A 17,476-nucleotide genomic window follows, 5' to 3' on the forward strand; every position below is an offset into this window, starting at 1 on the left:
CAGTATAGGGAAATCTTTTGTTTTATGATAAGATATATCTATATAAATAATTAGAAAGGGATATAAAGATGTATAAAGATAAATTTAGTCATTTACATGTCCATACTGAATATAGCTTATTAGATGGTTCCATTAGAATAAAAGACTTAATTTCTAGAACTAAGGAATTAGGTATGGAATCCATAGCCATAACAGATCATGGCTCTATGTTTGGAGTTATTCAATTTTATAAAGAAGCTAAGAGACAAGGAATTAAACCAATACTTGGCTCTGAAGTTTATGTGGCTATAGATAAATATACTGAAAGAGAGCCAAAGGATAAGAATCAATACCATTTAGTGCTTTTGGCAGAAAATAAACATGGTTATGAAAATCTAATGAAAATAGTATCAGAAGCATATATAAATGGATTTTATTATAAACCTAGAATAGACCATGATATACTTAAAAAATATAGTAAAGGGATTATAGCTCTATCAGCTTGTCTAGGAGGAGAAGTACAAAAGCATATAATGAATAACAATATAGATAAAGCTAAAGAAATATCGCTATTATATAAAGAGATATTTGGTCCGAATAATTTCTTTCTTGAATTACAAGATCATGGAATTGAAGAGCAAAGAAGTGTAAACAGAGAACTAATAAAAATATCTAAGGAAATGGACATAGGATTAGTAGCCACAAATGATGTACATTATCTAAGAAAACAAGATGCAGAAGTTCATGATATTTTATTATGTATACAAACAGCAAGTACAGTAGAGGAAACCAACAGAATGAAGTTTCCTACAAATGAATTTTATTTAAAATCACCAGAAGAAATGAGAAATATTTTTGGAGACAATTTACAAGCTCTAGAAAATACTGCATGGATTGCAGATAGATGTAATGTGGAGTTGGATTTTGATACATTGCACTTACCTGAATATAAGGTACCAGATGGATATACAAATATAGAATATCTAAAGAAACTGTGTTCTGAAGGATTACAAGAAAGATATAAAGAAATTACTCCAGAAGTACAAGATAGATTTGAATATGAATTTAATGTTATAACTCAAATGGGATATACAGACTATTTTCTTATTGTATGGGATTTTATAAAGTTTGCTAAGGACAATGGCATAATGGTAGGTCCAGGAAGAGGTTCTTCTGCTGGAAGTGTTGTTTCTTATGCTCTTAAGATTATAGATATAGACCCATTGGAATATGGGTTGATATTTGAAAGATTTTTAAATCCAGAAAGAGTATCTATGCCTGATATAGATATAGATTTTTGTTATGAAAGACGAGAAGAAGTTATTCAATATGTTATAGATAAATATGGAATAGACCATGTAGCGCAAATAGTTACCTTTGGTACTATGGCAGCTAGAGGCTCCATAAGAGATGTAGGCAGGGCAATAAATATGCCTTATGGTGAAGTAGATTATATTGCAAAACAAATACCAATGGAATTAGGTATGACAATATCTAAAGCTCTAGAAGTAAATAAATCATTAAAAGACAGTTATGATGAAAATGAAAATGTTCGGAGGTTAATAGATGTGGCTAAGGCAGTAGAAGGGTTGCCTAGACACACATCAACCCATGCTGCAGGAGTGGTTATATCTAAAGACCCTGTGACAAGCTATGTTCCTCTTCTGAAAAATGGAGATGCCGTATCTACCCAATTTAATATGGTAGAATTAGAAGAATTAGGATTATTAAAAATGGATTTTTTAGGTTTGAGAACCTTAACTGTAATTAGAGACGCTGTTAATTTAGTGGAAGAAAATCATGGAATAAAACTTGATTTAAGTAATATAAATCATGAAGATCCACTTGTACTTGAAATGTTTGCAAAGGCTGAAACTCTAGGCATATTTCAGTTTGAGTCCCCTGGAATGAGGGCATTTCTTAGGGAGCTAAGACCAAATGTATTTGAAAACCTTATAGCCGCCAATGCTTTATTTAGACCAGGACCTATGAATCAGATTCCACAGTTTGTTGCATCTAAACATGATTTTTCAAAAATTGAGTATTTACATTCAAGACTTATACCCATATTAGATATGACTTATGGTTGTATAGTTTATCAAGAACAGGTCATGAAGATTGTAAGAGATATAGGTGGTTTTACTATTGGAGGAGCAGATTTAGTAAGACGTGCCATGAGTAAAAAGAAAATGGATGTAATGGAAAAGGAAAGAAAACGATTTGTATATGGTGAAACTGATGAAAATGGAGAAGTAATCATAAATGGTGCCATAAGAAATGGTATAGATGAGAAATCTGCAAATAAAATATATGATTTAATGATTGATTTTGCTAAATATGCCTTTCCTAAAGCACATTCAGCTGCTTATGCAGTAGTAGCATATAGAACTGCATATTTAAAATATTATTATCCAGTGGAATTTATGGCAGCTCTTATTTCTTCTGTTATGGGGAATACTAACCAAGTATCACTTTATATACAAGAATGCAAAAGACTTGGAATAGATATATTGTCACCAGATATAAATGAATCCTACAATAAATTTACTGTATCTAAAAATAAAATTAGATTTGGATTATCAGCAGTGAAAAATGTAGGAGAAAACTTTATAAATGCCATAGCAAATGCTAGAAAGCTAGGAAGATTTAAATCATTTACAGATTTCATTGAAAGAATAGAAAAGGTAGATTCATCTGTAATGAACAAAAGAGCAGTAGAATCCTTGATTAAATGCGGTGCCATGGATAGTCTAGGTGCAAATAGGGCACAATTACTGGCAATATATGAAAAGATAATAGATGGAATTCATGCTGATAGGAAAAGAAATATAGAAGGACAATTTTCCATATTTGATACTATAGATGAAAATGTTTCAAAAGATAATTTACCAGATTTAAAAGAATTTCCTAAAAATATATTGCTTACAATGGAAAAGGAAATGGTAGGAATTTATATATCGGGTCATCCATTAGAACCATATAAATCTGAACTGGAAAAGGTATCAACTACTACAACCTTTGATTTACTAAATATAAATGATGAAATAGGTAAAGAACTAAACGGATTAAAAGATGGCTCTACAATAGTATTAGGTGGGATTATTGTTGAAAAGAAAAATAAGATAACTAAAAACAACAATATGATGGCGTTTATTACTTTAGAGGACTTATATGGTGTCATAGAATGTATAGTTTTTCCTACTACTTTTGAAAGATATAATAAATATTTAAAAGAAGATAATATTATAGTGATTCAGGGTAAAATTAGTATGTCTGAAGTAGAGGAACCAAAGATTATAGTTGAGAAAATATCTGAGTTAAATATTCATAAAAAAGAAAAAATATATGTAAAACTATCATCCAACAGTCATGTTAATATATTAGATAAGATTAAAGCTATTCTAATAAAATATACTGGAGATACACCAGTATATTTATACCTTGAAAAAGAAAGAAAAACTGTAATAGCAGATAGGAAATTATGGATTGATATAAATAATAGAAATGTAATATCAGAATTAAAAACATTACTTGGGGAAGATTCAGTTAAAATTTCTTAAATAATATCAATTGTGAATTTAAAAGGAGTGCTTTAATATGTGGACAGCAGTTCATATGACTACAGGAGTAGAAAATGCTCGAGATATAGAAAAGAGATTGAGACAAGAGGGTTTTTTAGTAAAGATAAAATATTTTACTAAAGAAGGTGAAGACGAACTATATGAAATATTAGCTCCAGAATTTGAAGCGGCAGATATTCAAGAGGCTATGATAGAATTAGGAATTATTTAATTTATATAAGGGGGAATTAAATGAAGACTATAGGAATACTGACTAGTGGCGGAGATGCACCAGGTATGAATGCAGCCATTAGAGCAGTTGTAAGAGCGGGGATATATAATGGATTTAAAGTAATGGGTATAAGACAAGGATATAATGGACTTATTAATGGAGATATATATGAAATGAATCTTTCTTCCGTTGCAGATATAATACATAGAGGAGGGACTATGCTCAGATCTGCTAGATCAGAAGAATTTAAAACAGAAAAAGGATTTAAGAAAGCTTTAAATGTATTAGAAGTATTTGGAATAGACGGGTTAGTGGTATTAGGAGGAGACGGTACACTTAAAGGTGCAAGGGAAATATCAAATGCTTCCATACCAACTATAGGAATACCTTGTACAATAGATAATGATTGTGGATATTCTGATTTTACCATTGGATTTTTCACTGCTGTAGAAACAGTAGTAGATGCCATATCTAAAATCAGAGATACATCCACATCTCATGGTAGAGCAAATGTAATAGAAGTTATGGGTAGACACTGTGGAGATATTGCTTTATATGCAGGTCTTGCAGGTGGAGCTGAAAGTATAATAGTGCCAGAAGTAGAATTCAATATAGATGAAGTATGTAAAAAAGCCATACAAGGTAAAAATAGAGGAAAACTACATCATATTATTGTCCTAGCAGAGGGAGTAGGAAATGCTTATGATGTATCTAAGGCAATTGAGGAGAAAACCGGAATAGATACTAGGGTAACAGTTTTAGGATATATTCAAAGGGGAGGAAATCCTACATCTTATGATAGAATTATAGCAAGTAAAATGGGAAGCAAAGCCATAGATTTATTAAAGGAAGGGAAATCTGGAAGAGCCCTTGGAATTAAATGTAACAGCATAATAGATATGGACATAAATGATGCTTTAAAAGTGGAGAAAAGTTTTGATATAGAAATGTATGATACTACAAAGATTTTATCGATATAGCTTAGATTAATAATATATATAAAATCAAACTAATGGAGGGAAAGTAGATGAAAAAAACAAAAATAGTATGTACAATAGGGCCAGCATCTGAATCTGAGGAAGTATTAAAGGAATTATTTTTAAATGGGTTAAATGTGTGCAGGCTTAACTTTTCCCATGGTACTCATGAAGAACATAAAAAAAGAATAGATACCATAAAGAAAGTTAGAAAAGAACTTAATATGCCTATAGGAATTATGCTAGATACAAAGGGACCAGAAATAAGACTAGGAGATTTTAAAGATGGTACTATAGAAATTGAAGAGGGTAATATATTTACTTTAACTACTAGAGATATACTAGGAGATGATACTATTGTATCTATTTCTTATGATGGACTGCCAAAGGATGTTAAAATAGATAGTAGAATTTTAATAGACGATGGACTAGTAGAATTTAAAGTAATAGAAATAATAGGAGAAACAGATATAAAATGTGTAGCTTTAAATAATGGAACATTAAAGAACCATAAAGGTGTAAATGTACCAAATGTAAAAATCAATTTACCAGCAGTAACTAGAAAGGATACAGACGATATATTGTTTGGAATAGAAAATGGAATAGATTTCATAGCGGCATCTTTTGTTAGGAAAGCATCTGACGTTTTGGAAATAAGAAAGATACTAGAAGACAATAATGCAGATTTTATAGAGATAATTTCAAAAATAGAAAACCAAGAAGGCGTAGATAATATAGATGAAATACTTTTAGCATCTGATGGAATAATGGTTGCTAGGGGAGACTTAGGAGTAGAGATACAGACAGAGGATATACCATTAGTTCAAAAAGATTTAATTAGAAGATCAAATTTAGCAGGAAAACCAGTTATTACAGCTACGCAAATGTTAGATTCCATGATGAGAAACCCTAGACCTACAAGGGCTGAAGTAACAGATGTTGCCAATGCCATTCTTGATGGAAGTAGTGCAATTATGTTATCTGGAGAAACTGCCGCAGGAAAATATCCTATTGAATCTGTAAGAACAATGTATAATATTGCCACAAGAACAGAAGACTCTTTAAATTATGGAGAAATATTAAAATCAAAAACTACTATAGCAGAAGTGTCAACTACTAATGCAATAGGAAAGGCAACATGTACTACAGCAATGGATTTAGAAGCATCTGCCATAATTACTGCAACATCTTCAGGTTATACTTCAAAGGCAATATCTAAATTTAGACCAAAATCACCTATAATAGCAGCTACAACTACAGAATCTGTAATGAGAAGACTATCTCTAGTATGGGGAGTTTATCCAGTGTTATCACCTTATAGCAACTCTACAGATGATGTAATAGAACTATCTATACAATCAGCAGTAGATAGAGGATATGTAAAAGAGGGAGATTTAGTAGTTATTACAGCAGGAATTCCTGTAGGAACATCAGGTTCTACTAATCTTATTAAAGTTCATACAATAGGAAAAGTTTTGATTAAAGGAATGGGAATTTGTCAAGGTTCTACTTTAGGCAGAGTTTGTATTGCAAACAATAAGGAAGAATTGGAATTGAAGTTTAAGGATGGAGATATTATAGTGACGAGAGATACAGATAGAGATATGATACCATTTATTGAAAGAGCTTCTGCCATAATAACTGAGCAAGGTGGACTTACATCTCATGCAGCCATAGTAGGGTTAAACCTTAATAAAACAACTATTGTAGGTGCAGAAAATGCTACAACTTTATTAGAACACGGAGAGATGGTAACGGTAGATAGTACTACAGGACTTGTATACAAAGGAGAAGCAAGGGTTTTATAGAAGTATAAGGGGGATTAGTATGGAAAAGCGAAAACTAGGAAGGACTAATTTAGATGTATCTGTTATTGGCTTCGGAGGAATTCCCATACAAAGAGTAGGTAAGGAATTATCCCATGAGCTTCTTCAAGAGGCCTATAACAGAGGAATAAACTTTATAGATACAGCCAGAGGATACAATGAATCAGAAAGTTTAATTGGAGAGGCCTTGGAGAAAATAGGCAGAGATAAATTTATATTAGCTACAAAATCAATGAAAAGAGATTACAATGGAATGACAGAAGAATTAAATACTAGTTTAAAAAGCTTAAAAACTAGCCATATAGATTTGTTTCAATTTCATAATATTAGAACCTTAGAAGAATTAGATTTCATTATGAGTGAAAACGGAGCATTTAAAGCATTGGAGGAAGCTAAAGAGAAGGAAATAATAAAAGAAATAGGGATTACATCCCATAGTCCAGAAATATTAGATAAAGCCATAGATACAGGAAAATTTTCTACTATACAATGTCCATATAATCCAGTAGAACGTCAGGCAGAAGAATTGTTTAAAAAAGCTAAGGATATGAATATAGGAGTAATAGTTATGAAACCCTTAGCGGGAGGTGCTATTACTAAAGGGGAATTATCCCTTAGATTTATAGTAGATAATCCAAATATATCTGTAGTTATTCCAGGGATGGATACTTTGGATCAAGTAAAATCTAATACAGAAGTAGGAATTAATATAAGAAAGCTGACAGAAGAGGAAGGCAGTATTTTATCAGAAGAAGCTAATTCCCTAGGAACAGAATTTTGTAGAAGATGTGGCTATTGCCTACCTTGTCCTCAAAAAATAGATATACCTACTCAATTTTTGATGGAGGGATATTATACAAGATATAATCTAAAGGAATGGGCTCAAAGCAGATACGATGCCATGGAATATAGGGCGATTCACTGTATAGAGTGTGGGCTATGTGAAACTAGATGTCCATATAATCTCCCCATAAGAAAGATGATGAAAAATGTAGTGGAGAAATTAGGATAGGTTAGTCTGAATAATTCCGATTTTTAGTGATAATACTGAGAATCGGAATTATTATATTTGATTATTTTTTGTATAACAAATATAATAATACTTAATAACAATTTTAAGTAAGGGGTATGATTATGACCGATATTAAACTAGATACAGATAAGATATATGAAATATTAAAATCAAGGATTATACATCTTGAATATGAACCAGGATTAGTTTTAAATGAAGTAGATTTAGCAGAGGAATTTAATATAAGTAGAACACCAATTAGAAAGGTTTTTCAATTATTACATAGTGATAAACTTTTAAATATTGTGCCAAGATTTGGAGCTCAAGTTACACCTATTGACTTTAAACAGATGAAGTATATATTTGAAGTGACTAGAGAGCTAGACCCTTTTGCTTCAAGACTTGCAGTAGAAAGAATAAGTGAAGAAAAAGTAAAAGAACTTGAAGAAATTATGCTAAGGTTTGAAAACTATGATATAGGTAAAGATTATCAAAATGCCATTAATGATGACGAGCAATTTCATAGTATTATACTTTCATCCTGTGGTAATCCGTGGTTACAAGACATCTTGACATCTTTACATTATCATACAGAAAGATTGTGGCATTATTGTGAGCAGTATTTTGATAGTATTGATTTATTTAGTCATACTTTAGGAAAAGTATTAGAGGGAATAAAGGAGAAAGATTTAGATAAAGTAGAACAATATGCTAGGGAACATATAGATGAATTTGTTTTTAAAATAAAAAAAGAAATGTTATAGAATTTTAAAGAAAGCTTCAATTTTAGATGGTTCGGGTCATCTGAAATTGAGGCTTTTTAATTTTTTTGAAGAAAAATTTGTAATTTTATTAAAATACACTTGAAATACAATTAAAAAACATATAGAATGTAATTAAGAAACAAATGAAAAACATATATCAAACAAAAAAGAAAGGAAGTGGCAAAATGTCAATATTTAATGAAAACACAAAAGTTATCATTATTGGTGACAGAGATGGTATACCAGGACCAGCTATGGAAGAATGTATAAAAACCACTCCTGCAGAAGTAGTATTTTCAGCAACAGAATGTTTTGTCTGAACGGCTGCAGGTGCAATGGATTTGGAAAATCAAAAAAGGGTTAAAGATTTAACTGAAAAATACGGAGCAGAAAATATGCTAGTATTAATCGGTGGAGCAGAAGCTGAATCAGCAGGATTAGCAGCTGAAACAGTTACAGCAGGAGACCCAACTTTTGCAGGTCCATTAGCAGGGGTTCCGTTGGGACTTAAGGTTTATCATGCAGTAGAACCAGAATTCAAAGAATCAGTAGATGCTGATGTATACGATGAACAAATTGGTATGATGGAAATGGTTCTTGAAGTTGATGAAATCGTTTCAGAAGTAAAAGGTATGAGAGATGAATATACGAAGTTTTAATAATTAATTCTGTTTAATATAGATCCCAAAAAAACAATAAGAGGAGGGAAATCTATGAAAAATAATATGAGTTATCAAATAGTAACTAATAATCCAAATGTTAAGAAGGACTATAAAGAAGTAATCTTTGTTGAAGGCAGTTTTGAAGATGTATTATTTAAGGTAAGAGACTTAGTGCATACAGGTTTTGAGCTTATTAATCATCCTCTAGGAGCAAGTTTAAGAATGTTTTTCTCCCCATATCGTTCGATTATTGTAAGGGAGAATATAGATAAAACAAATAATATTTATGCAGAAACAATTGAAAATAGTATCGTGAATTACCAAAAACATATGAGTGTTAGAAATGTAGACGTGGTAAATGGTGAAGACTATGCTTTGATTGATGCTGAATTATTGAAATCTGCATTAGATGAATATGAAAGAGTTTATAATTAAAAAATTTAAAATAAAGCGGAGGTGACTTTCCTTGAAACTTGAACTTAGAAGAATCCATATTAAAGATATTCAATTAGGAAATGAAACAACTGTAAAAAATGGAGTTCTAACAGTAAATAAAGAGGAATTGATTAGTAAGCTTAAAGAAGACGAAAGAATTAAAGATGTTAAGCTTGACGTAGCTAGACCTGGAGAAAAAGTAAGAATTATTCCAGTAAAAGACGTTATTGAGCCAAGGGTAAAAATTGAGGGAGAAGGAAATGGTTTCCCTGGAGTATCTACAAAGATGGCTCAATTGGGAGACGGAAAAGTAAATGTGCTTTATGGTGCAGCAATTGTAACAGTGGGAGATATAGTAGGATTCCAAGAGGGAGTAGTTGATATGTGGGGCGAAGGTGCAAAATGGACTCCATTTTCTCAAACCTTTAATTTAGTAGTAGATATTATTCCAGTGGAAGGATTAGCGCCACATGTTCATGAAACAACTGTTAGATTAGCAGGACTTAAAGCAGCTGAATTTGTAGGAGAAGCAGGTAGAAGTGTGGAGCCAGATGAGGTATTAGTATATGAAATGGGCAGCCATGCAGAAGAAAGCAAAAAATATCCAGACCTACCAAAAGTAGCATATGTGGAAATGCTTATTTCTCAAGGATTACTTCATGATGGATATATATATGGTGTTAATAGTCAATTAATATTACCTACACTACTACATCCAAACGAAGAATTAGATGGAGCAGTAATTAGTGGTAACTGTGTTGCGGCTTGTGATAAGATAACAACTTACCAACACCAAAACAACTCAGCGATTCTCGATTTATATGCAGAACATGGAAAAACTATTAATTTCTTAGGAGTAATACTTACTCCAGAACTAACTACTCTTGAAGGTAAATTTAGAACTTGTGATTATACAGCTAAATTATGTAAGAGCTTAGGAGCAGATGGAGTTATTATATCTGAAGAAGGTTATGGTAACCCAGACTCTGATTTATTAATGATTTGTAAGAGATTAGAAGACTCAGGAATAAAGACAGTACTAATAACTGATGAATGTTCTGGTTGGGATGGAATGAGTCAACCATTGGCAGATACAGCAAAAGAAGCAATAGCAGTAGTATCTACAGGAAATGTTAGCCACGTAGTTACATTACCACCAGCAGATAGAGTTATTGGAAATGATAAAGCAATAGCCACTTTAGCAGGAGGATGGGAAGGTTGCTTAGAGGAAGACGGAAGTTTAAAATGTGAGCTAAATGCAGTAATTGGAGCAACATCAGAAATCGGATACCATAACTGTACAGTTAAATTATATTAATTAGCTTGGAAAGGAGGAGAAAAATATGAAATTCAAGGTATTATATTATGTTAATCAATTCTTTGGTCAAATAGGTGGAGAAGAAGAAGCGGGAATGGCACCAGTTTTCAAGAAGGAAAACATTGGACCAGCATTAGGATTTAATGGTCTTCTTGGAGAAGAAGGAGAAGTAGTAGGCACATTAATATGTGGTGATAACTACTTTAATGAAAATAAAGAAGAAGCTTTAGAATATATAATGAATGTAATAAAAGAAAGCAATCCAGACATTGTTGTTGCAGGACCAGCTTTTAATGCAGGAAGATACGGTATGGCTTGCTCAGGAGTTGCTAATGCAGTAATAGATGAATTAAATATTCCTGTAGTTACAGGTATGTATATAGAAAACCCGGGATTAGATTCTTGTAGGGCTAAAGCAATCGTAGTGGAAACTACAGATTCAGCAGCTGGAATGAGAAAAGCGTTACCAGTAATGGCTAATATCGTAAAGAAATTAATGAAAAATGAAGAACTAGGTCTTCCGGCAGAAGAAGGATATATTTCTCAAGGAAAGAGACTTACTGTTTTATCAGATAAAAGAGGTTCTAGAAGAGCAGTAGATATGCTATTGGCTCGTTTAACTGATGAACCTTTTGAAACAGAACTACCAATGCCAGTATTTGATAAGGTAGACCCAGCACCAGCTATTAAAGATTTAAGCAAATCAACTATTGCTTTAGTAACTAGCGGTGGAATGGTTCCACATGGCAACCCAGATAGAATTCAGTCTGCTAGTGCTCAAAAATGGGGCAAATATGATGTAAGTGGCAGAGAGGCTTTAACAGGAGAATATTGTACAATTCACGGTGGATTTGACCCTGTATATGCAAATGAAATCCCAGATAGAGTAGCTCCCCTTGATATGCTTAAAGAATTCCAAAAAGAAGGAGTTATCGGTAATGTATTTGAATATTTCTATACTACTACTGGTACAGGAACATCTGTTGGAAATTCAATAAAATTTGGGACTGAAATTGGAAAGGAATTAAAAGAAGCTGGAGTAGACGGTGTTATCTTAACATCTACTTGAGGTACTTGTACACGTTGCGGTGCAACGATGGTAAAAGAAATCGAAAGATATGGCATACCTATAGTTCATATGTCTACTATAACTACAATCTCAGAATCAGTAGGAGCTAATAGAATTGTTCCAACTATTGCAATTCCTTATCCTGTTGGAAATCCAAATCTTCCAGAGAATGAAGAATATACATTGAGAAAGAAAATGGTTGAAAGAGCTTTAAAAGGATTAAATACAGAAATAAAAGAAGTAACTCAGTTCTAGTTCTATAATTTTTCCATCATTAGAAATAAAAGGGGCTATTGATGCCCCTTTTGACTAGAATAGTTAATAAGGTACTATTAATTTATAGGAGATGATAACTATGGAAAAACAGCAAATAAACTGGGGTAGAACTATGACTTATGCCGGGGCATATATTGCCTTTCTAATAGGTTCAGGATTTGCAACGGGACAAGAAGTTATGCAGTATTTTAGTGCATATGGATACTTAGGAATATTAGGAGTAGTAGTAGCGTTTCTATTATTTGTTTATGTAGCAGTTGAGTTTGTAACAGTAGGTAAAGAACAACAGTTTCCAAAAGGAAGCGATGTATATAAATATTATTGTGGAAATATAATTGGAAACTTTTATGATTATTTCTCCATAGCATTTATTTATATGTCATTTATAGTTATGATGGGTGGAGCAGGTGCTACTATAAATCAGCAATACGGACTACCTACATCATTAGGTGGAATACTTATGGGCATATTAGCAGGAGGTACTGTAATATTTGGTTTAGGAAAGATAGTAGATGTAATAGGTAAGATAGGTCCAGCAATCGTTTTATTAACAATTATATTAGGTATAGCATCTATAATAAAAAATCCATCAGGACTATCTGAAGCTAATGAAATAATACCAAAGCTTAATTTATTAAAGGCATCTTCTAATTGGTTCTTTGCAGCTGGTTCTTATGTAGGATTCTGTATGTTGTGGTTGGCAGGATTCTTAACGCCTCTAGGAGGATCAAGTGAAAGTAAAAAAGAAATTACTACTGGAGTAGTTTTAGGTGCAGCAGGATTCAGTATTTCACTTGCAATTATTACCCTAGGTATTATTGCAAATATTGACCAATTAGCTGGTACAATGGTACCTACATTGATACTTGCAGGTAATATAAATTCAATACTTGCTATAATATTTTCATTCATAGTAGTAGCAGGTATATATACAACAGCAGTACCACTTTTATGGCAAGTTGTTGCAAGATTTTCAGAAGAAAAAACTAATAAATTTAAAATATTAACAGTAGTTTTAGCTGTAATTGGAGTATTTATTGGCCTAAAAGTTCCTTTCGATAAACTAGTAAATATAATATATGTAATAAATGGATATGTAGGTTTTGTACTATTAGGGTTTATGGTAATTAAAACCATAAGGACAAAATTAATAAAGAATTGACATTAAATAAGGAGACAACTCATTTGAGTTCTCAATAGATTTGTAGAAAACTTTTCCCCATGAAGTTTTCTCCTCTATAAATATTTTGGCAAAATATTTATAATCTTAAGTTTAAAATTATGACACATGAAAATATAAGTTAGACCAATTTGGTCTAACTTATATTTTTTTTTATACCTACTTTTCTTTTTTAGAGAAGATGATATAATATATATATGTTTAGCGACTCGAAATATATAGAAAGAGGTGGAATATGAATAAGCAAAATAAAACAGAAATGATTTTAAAAGGAAATATATATAATGTACTTATTACTTTATCAATTCCAATTATAATCAACAGCCTTATACAGACTCTATATAATCTAGTAGATGGTGTATGGGTTAGTAAAATATCTTCAGTTCATTTTGCAGCAACGGCTTTTGTATGGCCTGTAAACTTTTTATTTGTGTCACTGGGTATTGGATTATCTATAGCTGGTACTTCGATTTTGTCTCAATTAATTGGAGGAGATAGAATAGAGGATACAAGAGAATACTCAACTCAATTAATAGCTATTACTATATTATCTTCAATTGTATTTACTGCCTTAGGGTATTTAATAAGCCCGACTATAATTAGATTAATGGGTGGAACTGGAGATTTAGGATTATATGGTAATATTTACTTGAGAGTTACATTTTTAGACTTGCCATTCATGTTCCTATTCTTTAATATTACCTCTATTATGAATGCCCAAGGAAATACCTTAGCTCCAACTATACTTAGTGCTATTTCAGCAATAATAAATGTAGTTTTAGACCCAATATTTATATTTACATTTGGTTGGGGAATTGCAGGAGCCGCTTGGGCTACTTTAGTGGCTAGAGCAGTCTTGGCACTGGCAGGAGTCATTATGCTATTTACTGAAAGTAATAAAATAAGACCAGATTTTAGAGGATTTAGATTTAATAAATCAATAGTAAAAGAAATAATCACTGTAGCATTACCATCTTCAATAGGGCAGTCAGGAGCTTCCTTAGGATTTATTGTACTTAATGGATTTATAGGATCCTATGGAACAGCTACCATAGCAGCATATGCCATGGTAAATAGAATAACATCTTTAGTAATGCAGCCAGCCATGGGAATGGGTTCAGCTTTAACTGCAATAGTAGGGCAAAATATAGGTGCTAATCAAATTGATAGGGCTAGAGAGGCTTTCCATAAAGCATTGAAATTAACAATTCTTATAGGAACTATAGGTTGTGTACTTTTAATAGCATTTGATGAGCCTATTATAAACTTTTTTATGCAGTCAAAAGATGATATTTCAGTTATAGAGCTAAGCTTAACTTATTTATTCTATATATCCTTATCAATGCCTTTAATGGGTATATTCAGCGTACTACAAGGAATATTCCAAGGTTCTGGAAATACCAAGTATTCCATGGCAATGGAAATAGGCAGACTTTGGTTTGTTAGACTCCCAATGATACTTATATTTAAACATTTGACAAATTGGGGGCCTACTGGAATATGGTTTTCCATGAGCTTTAGTAATCTTATAGTATGTCTATATGGTTACTGGGTATATAGAGGCAACAAATGGCAAAAGAAAGTAATCAAGACAGATGATGAATGTCAAAGTGAAGGTGCCTTTGGAGTAATTGAATAAAATAATTATAAAAACGAAGAATTAATTCTTCGTTTTTGCAATTAGAATATCATTAATTTTATGATAACTCTCTTATTTGTGCATGAATGGAGAGGAAAAAATAGCTGGATTATATTATACTTAATTGTAAAGGAGAGAAGAGGATGGAATGGATAGAACGATTAAATAGTGCCATAAGTTATATTGAAGAACATTTGGAGGATGAAATTGATTATGAATATATTGCAAAAATTGCTTGCTGTTCTACATTTCATTTCCAAAGAATGTTTTCTTATATAGCAAATGTACCTCTTGCGGAATATATTCGTCGTAGACGTATGACAATGGCAGCTGTTGATTTGCAAAATAGTAACGAGAAAGTCATCGATATTGCTTTAAAATATGGATATAATTCTCCGACTGCATTTAACCGAGCTTTTCAAAATATACATGGAATTACACCATCACAGGCTAGAACAAAAGGCGTTTTAATCAAGGCATTCCCTCCAATTAGCTTCAGAATAACAATTAAAGGAGATGTGGAGATGAATTATAGAATTGAACAGAAAGATAGTTTTAGAATCATTGGAGTGGCAGAATCTTTACATAAGGAGATTGAGAAAAACTTTGAGATTGTTCCACAAATGTGGCAAAGGGTGGCAGAAGATGGCACTGTGGGAAAACTTGTTTCTATGATGAGTTCTGAGCCCATGGGTGTACTTGGAGTAAGTGCCTGTAATGAAGAAGAAAATTGGAAGTATTATATTGCTGTCGCAAGCGATAAATTTATTGATAAAGAGTTTGAAGAATTCATTGTTCCGGCATCAACGTGGGCAATTTTTTATGGAGAAGGTACTATGCCACATTCTATACAAGAACTTGAAAAGAGAATTATAACTGAATGGCTTCCTACATCAGGCTATGAATATGCCAATGCACCTGATATTGAAGTATATCTATCAGCAGATCCCCAGGATGCAAAGTTTGAAGTATGGATACCTGTTATAAAAAAACATAATTAATATAGAATATTAGATAGAAAGAGGACGGTAGGAATATAAATCTTCACCTTTCGGACAATTGATGGAGGCTATGAAATCATTTGGACAGATTAGTGGATATAATGATATCTTTATTCCTGCCATGAGAAGATTATCTCCTGCATATGTATTTCATTTATCAATATACTACACATATCAAGAGGTAAGGTTGATAAATTATTAGAAAGAGATAAAATTAAGAGTATGGAAAGCTTATGCTAGCCATGCTCTCTTGTTTATATGAAGCTATTTTTACTTTTAAGAGATTGGAGATAGATGTAGATTAGTAAGAAAATTTAATAGAATTTTTAATAATATTGATTTAAATCTATGGAAAGGGGGATAAGTCTATTAAGGTTCCGATTTATCTTTAATTAGAGATAACCATATCTAATTAGAGATAAATTAATGAAGATAGGTCAAAAATAATGAGGCGACTTTATGTAAAAGACAGAACTTAAGAGGAACAAGAAAATATATTAAATTATATGAAAAATTTGGAGGGCTATAATATGAAAAGAAAGATAAAAGATAGAGTGACAGGCTTTAGAACCAAGGATGGAGCAGGAGTAAATTTAGTTAGGGTTTTGGGACATAATACAATTGAAACTTTTGATCCTATTTTGATGCTTGACTCTTTTGATAGTACAAATCCTGATGAATATACAGCAGGTTTTCCGATGCATCCTCATAGAGGTATAGAGACTATTAGTCTAGTAGTTAGAGGTCATATGGTACATAGGGATAGCCTTGGACATGAGGACGGAATTTCCGATGGAGAGGTTCAGTGGATGACAGCTGGTTCCGGAATATTACATGAAGAGAAGCTGCCTGCGTCTGATAGGCTTTTAGGAGTTCAGCTTTGGTTAAATATGCCTAAAAAAGATAAAATGGCTGCTCCAGAGTATCACAGCATAAAGAAAAATGACATAAAAGAAATTCCTATTGATGGAGGGATATTAAGACTTATAAGTGGCAACTATAAAGAATATGAAGGATTCAAGGGAAAATATTTACCACTTGATTACTATCATATAATGTTGCAAGCAAATAATAAATTTACTATTGAAACTGAAGAAAACAAATCAGTATTAGTATTTTTATTATCTGGTGATGCTAAAGTAGCAGATGAAACTATAAGTGAGAAGACAGCAGTTAAGCTAACAAAGGGAGATTCATTAGATATAGAGTCTCTTAATGAAGATATACAGATTTTATTTATAAGTTCAGATAAGTTAGATGAGCCAGTATCATGGGGCGGACCAATTGTTATGAATACAAAGGAAGAGGTTCAACAAGCATTTGCTGAGTTGAGAAATGGAAGTTTTTTAAAAGAAAAGGTTGAATACTAATAAATTCTTAAACATTGAAAATGACAATTTTAGAGAGGATTAAATATCTATTTAATCCTCTCTAAAATTATATTTAAAAAGTTGTTAAAGGTGGTTCTTATTGGAATGAAAGAAAATATAAGCTATAATTAAAATATAGATAATTAAGTTATTTCTAAAGTGTTTTTTTTCAAAAA

At 32.0% G+C, this 17,476-nt stretch carries 15 protein-coding genes; all 15 read left to right on the plus strand.

What is annotated here, in order from left to right; genetic code table 11:
• Positions 1-68: 68 nt before the first annotated feature.
• The 15 genes from KQI41_RS06805 (at position 69) to KQI41_RS06880 (ending at position 17,300) form a co-directional block, all read left to right on the plus strand.
• Positions 69-3,539: a DNA polymerase III subunit alpha gene (locus tag KQI41_RS06805; RefSeq protein ID WP_154439179.1), complete on the plus strand. Its 3,471-nt coding sequence runs from the start codon at positions 69-71 to the stop codon at positions 3,537-3,539.
• 37 nt (positions 3,540-3,576) lie between these two features.
• Positions 3,577-3,771, plus strand: coding sequence for a hypothetical protein (locus KQI41_RS06810; RefSeq protein WP_154439178.1), 195 nt, complete (start codon positions 3,577-3,579; stop codon positions 3,769-3,771).
• 20 nt (positions 3,772-3,791) lie between these two features.
• Positions 3,792-4,751, plus strand: a complete 960-nt coding sequence (gene pfkA, locus KQI41_RS06815; RefSeq protein WP_154439177.1) for a 6-phosphofructokinase — start codon at positions 3,792-3,794, stop codon at positions 4,749-4,751.
• A 47-nt stretch (positions 4,752-4,798) separates the two neighbouring features.
• Positions 4,799-6,556, plus strand: coding sequence for a pyruvate kinase (gene pyk, locus KQI41_RS06820; protein WP_154439176.1), 1,758 nt, complete (start codon positions 4,799-4,801; stop codon positions 6,554-6,556).
• Positions 6,557-6,575: 19 nt separating this feature from the next.
• Positions 6,576-7,586 (plus strand): aldo/keto reductase, encoded by a 1,011-nt coding sequence (locus tag KQI41_RS06825; protein WP_154439175.1) that lies wholly within the window; start codon positions 6,576-6,578, stop codon positions 7,584-7,586.
• A gap of 122 nt (positions 7,587-7,708) precedes the next feature.
• The gene (locus KQI41_RS06830; RefSeq protein WP_154439174.1) at positions 7,709-8,350 is read left to right on the plus strand and encodes a GntR family transcriptional regulator; all 642 of its coding nucleotides are present in this window, start codon (positions 7,709-7,711) and stop codon (positions 8,348-8,350) included.
• A 185-nt stretch (positions 8,351-8,535) separates the two neighbouring features.
• On the plus strand, positions 8,536-9,009 hold the full coding sequence (gene grdA, locus KQI41_RS06840; RefSeq protein ID WP_154439173.1) for a glycine/sarcosine/betaine reductase complex selenoprotein A: 474 nt from the start codon (positions 8,536-8,538) through the stop codon (positions 9,007-9,009).
• Between the two features lie 54 nt (positions 9,010-9,063).
• The gene (locus tag KQI41_RS06845; RefSeq protein ID WP_229768490.1) at positions 9,064-9,447 is read left to right on the plus strand and encodes a GrdX family protein; all 384 of its coding nucleotides are present in this window, start codon (positions 9,064-9,066) and stop codon (positions 9,445-9,447) included.
• A 31-nt stretch (positions 9,448-9,478) separates the two neighbouring features.
• Complete coding sequence (locus KQI41_RS06850; protein WP_154439172.1) at positions 9,479-10,765, plus strand: glycine/sarcosine/betaine reductase component B subunit; 1,287 nt, start codon at positions 9,479-9,481, stop codon at positions 10,763-10,765.
• 25 nt (positions 10,766-10,790) lie between these two features.
• Positions 10,791-12,089 (plus strand): glycine/betaine/sarcosine/D-proline family reductase selenoprotein B, encoded by a 1,299-nt coding sequence (locus KQI41_RS06855; protein ID WP_244971092.1) that lies wholly within the window; start codon positions 10,791-10,793, stop codon positions 12,087-12,089.
• Between the two features lie 100 nt (positions 12,090-12,189).
• Positions 12,190-13,272: a YkvI family membrane protein gene (locus KQI41_RS06865; protein WP_154439170.1), complete on the plus strand. Its 1,083-nt coding sequence runs from the start codon at positions 12,190-12,192 to the stop codon at positions 13,270-13,272.
• A gap of 253 nt (positions 13,273-13,525) precedes the next feature.
• Positions 13,526-14,929, plus strand: a complete 1,404-nt coding sequence (locus tag KQI41_RS06870) for an MATE family efflux transporter (protein ID WP_154439169.1) — start codon at positions 13,526-13,528, stop codon at positions 14,927-14,929.
• Positions 14,930-15,072: 143 nt separating this feature from the next.
• Positions 15,073-15,930 (plus strand): AraC family transcriptional regulator, encoded by an 858-nt coding sequence (locus tag KQI41_RS06875; protein WP_154439168.1) that lies wholly within the window; start codon positions 15,073-15,075, stop codon positions 15,928-15,930.
• Positions 15,931-16,000: 70 nt separating this feature from the next.
• The gene (locus KQI41_RS19085; RefSeq protein WP_268233506.1) at positions 16,001-16,132 is read left to right on the plus strand and encodes a hypothetical protein; all 132 of its coding nucleotides are present in this window, start codon (positions 16,001-16,003) and stop codon (positions 16,130-16,132) included.
• 328 nt (positions 16,133-16,460) lie between these two features.
• Complete coding sequence (locus tag KQI41_RS06880; protein ID WP_216585071.1) at positions 16,461-17,300, plus strand: pirin family protein; 840 nt, start codon at positions 16,461-16,463, stop codon at positions 17,298-17,300.
• Positions 17,301-17,476 lie beyond the last annotated feature (176 nt).

Source organism: Tissierella pigra (assembly GCF_018917845.1).
Classification (GTDB): domain Bacteria; phylum Bacillota; class Clostridia; order Tissierellales; family Tissierellaceae; genus Tissierella; species Tissierella pigra.